Origin of the sequence: Pseudomonas palmensis, assembly GCF_017848315.1 — a bacterium.
Lineage (GTDB): Bacteria > Pseudomonadota > Gammaproteobacteria > Pseudomonadales > Pseudomonadaceae > Aquipseudomonas > Aquipseudomonas palmensis.
In genome coordinates this window covers 1-5,320 of record NZ_JAFKEC010000110.1, presented here as the reverse complement: position 1 = coordinate 5,320, position 5,320 = coordinate 1, and the positions used below count along the sequence as shown (strand labels likewise).

Here is a 5,320-nt window from a genome sequence, read left to right as displayed (position 1 = left end):
TACAAATCTTCGGCTTACTGTGTCTTCACAACACCGCAATCTGGTCGTTCGACGCAAATTGCTTGGGTGTTATATGGTCAAGCCTCACGGGCAATTAGTATTGGTTAGCTCAACGCCTCACAGCGCTTACACACCCAACCTATCAACGTCGTAGTCTTCGACGGCCCTTCAGGGAGCTCAAGGCTCCAGTGAGATCTCATCTTGAGGCAAGTTTCCCGCTTAGATGCTTTCAGCGGTTATCTCTTCCGAACATAGCTACCCGGCAATGCCACTGGCGTGACAACCGGAACACCAGAGGTTCGTCCACTCCGGTCCTCTCGTACTAGGAGCAGCCCCTCTCAAATCTCAAACGTCCACGGCAGATAGGGACCGAACTGTCTCACGACGTTCTAAACCCAGCTCGCGTACCACTTTAAATGGCGAACAGCCATACCCTTGGGACCGGCTTCAGCCCCAGGATGTGATGAGCCGACATCGAGGTGCCAAACACCGCCGTCGATATGAACTCTTGGGCGGTATCAGCCTGTTATCCCCGGAGTACCTTTTATCCGTTGAGCGATGGCCCTTCCATACAGAACCACCGGATCACTAAGACCTACTTTCGTACCTGCTCGACGTGTCTGTCTCGCAGTCAAGCGCGCTTTTGCCTTTATACTCTACGACCGATTTCCGACCGGTCTGAGCGCACCTTCGTACTCCTCCGTTACTCTTTAGGAGGAGACCGCCCCAGTCAAACTACCCACCATACACTGTCCTCGATCCGGATAACGGACCTGAGTTAGAACCTCAAAGTTGCCAGGGTGGTATTTCAAGGATGGCTCCACGCAGACTGGCGTCCACGCTTCAAAGCCTCCCACCTATCCTACACAAGCAAATTCAAAGTCCAGTGCAAAGCTATAGTAAAGGTTCACGGGGTCTTTCCGTCTAGCCGCGGATACACTGCATCTTCACAGCGATTTCAATTTCACTGAGTCTCGGGTGGAGACAGCGCCGCCATCGTTACGCCATTCGTGCAGGTCGGAACTTACCCGACAAGGAATTTCGCTACCTTAGGACCGTTATAGTTACGGCCGCCGTTTACCGGGGCTTCGATCAAGAGCTTCGCGTTAGCTAACCCCATCAATTAACCTTCCGGCACCGGGCAGGCGTCACACCCTATACGTCCACTTTCGTGTTTGCAGAGTGCTGTGTTTTTAATAAACAGTCGCAGCGGCCTGGTATCTTCGACCGGCATGAGCTTACGGAGCAAGTCCTTCACCCTCACCGGCGCACCTTCTCCCGAAGTTACGGTGCCATTTTGCCTAGTTCCTTCACCCGAGTTCTCTCAAGCGCCTTGGTATTCTCTACCCAACCACCTGTGTCGGTTTGGGGTACGGTTCCTGGTTACCTGAAGCTTAGAAGCTTTTCTTGGAAGCATGGCATCAACCACTTCGTCGCCTAATGGCAACTCGTCATCAGCTCTCGGCCTTAAGATCCCGGATTTACCTAAGATCTCAGCCTACCACCTTAAACTTGGACAACCAACGCCAAGCTGGCCTAGCCTTCTCCGTCCCTCCATCGCAATAACCAGAAGTACAGGAATATTAACCTGTTTTCCATCGACTACGCTTTTCAGCCTCGCCTTAGGGACCGACTAACCCTGCGTCGATTAACGTTGCGCAGGAAACCTTGGTCTTTCGGCGTGGGAGTTTTTCACTCCCATTGTCGTTACTCATGTCAGCATTCGCACTTCTGATACCTCCAGCAAGCTTCTCAACTCACCTTCACAGGCTTACAGAACGCTCCTCTACCGCATCACCTAAGTGATACCCGTAGCTTCGGTGTATGGTTTGAGCCCCGTTACATCTTCCGCGCAGGCCGACTCGACTAGTGAGCTATTACGCTTTCTTTAAAGGGTGGCTGCTTCTAAGCCAACCTCCTAGCTGTCTAAGCCTTCCCACATCGTTTCCCACTTAACCATAACTTTGGGACCTTAGCTGACGGTCTGGGTTGTTTCCCTTTTCACGACGGACGTTAGCACCCGCCGTGTGTCTCCCATGCTCGGCACTTGTAGGTATTCGGAGTTTGCATCGGTTTGGTAAGTCGGGATGACCCCCTAGCCGAAACAGTGCTCTACCCCCTACAGTGATACATGAGGCGCTACCTAAATAGCTTTCGAGGAGAACCAGCTATCTCCGAGCTTGATTAGCCTTTCACTCCGATCCACAGGTCATCCGCTAACTTTTCAACGGTAGTCGGTTCGGTCCTCCAGTCAGTGTTACCTAACCTTCAACCTGCCCATGGATAGATCGCCCGGTTTCGGGTCTATACCCAGCGACTAAACGCCCTATTAAGACTCGCTTTCGCTACGCCTCCCCTATTCGGTTAAGCTCGCCACTGAATATAAGTCGCTGACCCATTATACAAAAGGTACGCAGTCACCTAACAAAGTAGGCTCCCACTGCTTGTACGCATACGGTTTCAGGATCTATTTCACTCCCCTCTCCGGGGTTCTTTTCGCCTTTCCCTCACGGTACTGGTTCACTATCGGTCAGTCAGTAGTATTTAGCCTTGGAGGATGGTCCCCCCATATTCAGACAAAGTTTCTCGTGCTCCGTCCTACTCGATTTCATGACTAAGAGATTTTCGCGTACAGGGCTATCACCCACTATGGCCGCACTTTCCAGAGCGTTCCGCTAATCTCAAAGCCACTTAAGGGCTAGTCCCCGTTCGCTCGCCACTACTAAGGGAATCTCGGTTGATTTCTTTTCCTCAGGGTACTTAGATGTTTCAGTTCCCCTGGTTCGCCTCTTGCACCTATGTATTCAGTACAAGATACCTGACTTATGCCAGGTGGGTTCCCCCATTCAGAGATCTCCGGATCAAAGTCTGTTTGCCGACTCCCCGAAGCTTATCGCAGGCTACCACGTCTTTCATCGCCTCTGACTGCCAAGGCATCCACCGTATGCGCTTCTTCACTTGACCATATAACCCCAAGCAATCTGGTTATACTGTGAAGACAACATTCGCCGAAAACTTGTAATTACTCACAAATTTTACCTTAGCCTGAACACACACCAGTGAAAGTGCTGTCCAGTCTATCTTTCTATCACATACCCAAATTTTTAAAGAACGATTCTGATAAAGTTCAGAAATCAATATTCGACGCGAATATTCATTTCTAAGCTTTGACAAACTAGCAAGCGGGGTGGTGGAGCCAAGCGGGATCGAACCGCTGACCTCCTGCGTGCAAGGCAGGCGCTCTCCCAGCTGAGCTATGGCCCCAGCAAATTGGTGGGTCTGGGCAGATTCGAACTGCCGACCTCACCCTTATCAGGGGTGCGCTCTAACCAACTGAGCTACAGACCCAATCGAAGGTTGCTAACCTAATCGTCTTCTTCAATGAATCAAGCAATTCGTGTGGGAGCTTATGAGACAGCTGATGTCGTCGATTAAGGAGGTGATCCAGCCGCAGGTTCCCCTACGGCTACCTTGTTACGACTTCACCCCAGTCATGAATCACACCGTGGTAACCGTCCTCCCGAAGGTTAGACTAGCTACTTCTGGTGCAACCCACTCCCATGGTGTGACGGGCGGTGTGTACAAGGCCCGGGAACGTATTCACCGCGACATTCTGATTCGCGATTACTAGCGATTCCGACTTCACGCAGTCGAGTTGCAGACTGCGATCCGGACTACGATCGGTTTTGTGAGATTAGCTCCACCTCGCGGCTTGGCGACCCTCTGTACCGACCATTGTAGCACGTGTGTAGCCCAGGCCGTAAGGGCCATGATGACTTGACGTCATCCCCACCTTCCTCCGGTTTGTCACCGGCAGTCTCCTTAGAGTGCCCACCATAACGTGCTGGTAACTAAGGACAAGGGTTGCGCTCGTTACGGGACTTAACCCAACATCTCACGACACGAGCTGACGACAGCCATGCAGCACCTGTCTCAATGTTCCCGAAGGCACCAATCCATCTCTGGAAAGTTCATTGGATGTCAAGGCCTGGTAAGGTTCTTCGCGTTGCTTCGAATTAAACCACATGCTCCACCGCTTGTGCGGGCCCCCGTCAATTCATTTGAGTTTTAACCTTGCGGCCGTACTCCCCAGGCGGTCAACTTAATGCGTTAGCTGCGCCACTAAAATCTCAAGGATTCCAACGGCTAGTTGACATCGTTTACGGCGTGGACTACCAGGGTATCTAATCCTGTTTGCTCCCCACGCTTTCGCACCTCAGTGTCAGTATGAGCCCAGGTGGTCGCCTTCGCCACTGGTGTTCCTTCCTATATCTACGCATTTCACCGCTACACAGGAAATTCCACCACCCTCTGCCCTACTCTAGCTCGCCAGTTTTGGATGCAGTTCCCAGGTTGAGCCCGGGGATTTCACATCCAACTTAACGAACCACCTACGCGCGCTTTACGCCCAGTAATTCCGATTAACGCTTGCACCCTCTGTATTACCGCGGCTGCTGGCACAGAGTTAGCCGGTGCTTATTCTGTCGGTAACGTCAAAACAGCAAGGTATTCGCTTACTGCCCTTCCTCCCAACTTAAAGTGCTTTACAATCCGAAGACCTTCTTCACACACGCGGCATGGCTGGATCAGGCTTTCGCCCATTGTCCAATATTCCCCACTGCTGCCTCCCGTAGGAGTCTGGACCGTGTCTCAGTTCCAGTGTGACTGATCATCCTCTCAGACCAGTTACGGATCGTAGCCTTGGTGAGCCATTACCTCACCAACTAGCTAATCCGACCTAGGCTCATCTGATAGCGCAAGGCCCGAAGGTCCCCTGCTTTCTCCCGTAGGACGTATGCGGTATTAGCGTTCCTTTCGAAACGTTGTCCCCCACTACCAGGCAGATTCCTAGGTATTACTCACCCGTCCGCCGCTGAATCGAAGAGCAAGCTCTTCTCATCCGCTCGACTTGCATGTGTTAGGCCTGCCGCCAGCGTTCAATCTGAGCCATGATCAAACTCTTCAGTTCAATACTGCTTGGGTTTTGAGAAAACCCTAAACTTGGCTCAGCATTCTCAAATGACTTACTTTCAAATCTTTCGATTTTCGTGCAGTCACTTGTGATGCTGATAATCTTTCTGACTATCAGTCTGAGCTCACAAGCACCCACACGAATTGCTTGATTCAATTGTTAAAGAGCGGTTGGTCAAGAACTTTTCGTCTCAACCGAGGCGCGCATTCTACGCTTTCCTCAGAGTCTGTCAAGCGTTTATTTTGAAGTTTTTCGTTTCACTTCAAACACTTGACTCGCTTCGATCTCTCGTAGCGGGAGGCGAATTCTACAGCGTTACAACCTGCTGTCAACCACCTTTTTCACCGC

2 tRNA genes and 2 rRNA genes are annotated in these 5,320 nt (G+C 51.5%); all 4 read right to left on the bottom strand.

The features are described from left to right. Positions 1-73: 73 nt before the first annotated feature. The 4 genes from JZZ72_RS27460 to JZZ72_RS27445 all read right to left on the bottom strand — a co-directional run bounded on the left by JZZ72_RS27460 (position 74) and on the right by JZZ72_RS27445 (position 4,969). Positions 74-2,964, bottom strand: a 23S ribosomal RNA gene (locus JZZ72_RS27460). 224 nt (positions 2,965-3,188) lie between these two features. Continuing rightward, a tRNA-Ala gene (locus tag JZZ72_RS27455) sits at positions 3,189-3,264 on the bottom strand. Positions 3,265-3,271: 7 nt separating this feature from the next. Continuing rightward, positions 3,272-3,348, bottom strand: a tRNA-Ile gene (locus JZZ72_RS27450). Positions 3,349-3,432: 84 nt separating this feature from the next. After that, a 16S ribosomal RNA gene (locus JZZ72_RS27445) occupies positions 3,433-4,969 on the bottom strand. The 16S and 23S rRNA genes sit together here with 2 tRNA genes alongside, the layout of an rRNA operon. Between the last annotated feature and the right edge of the window lie 351 nt (positions 4,970-5,320).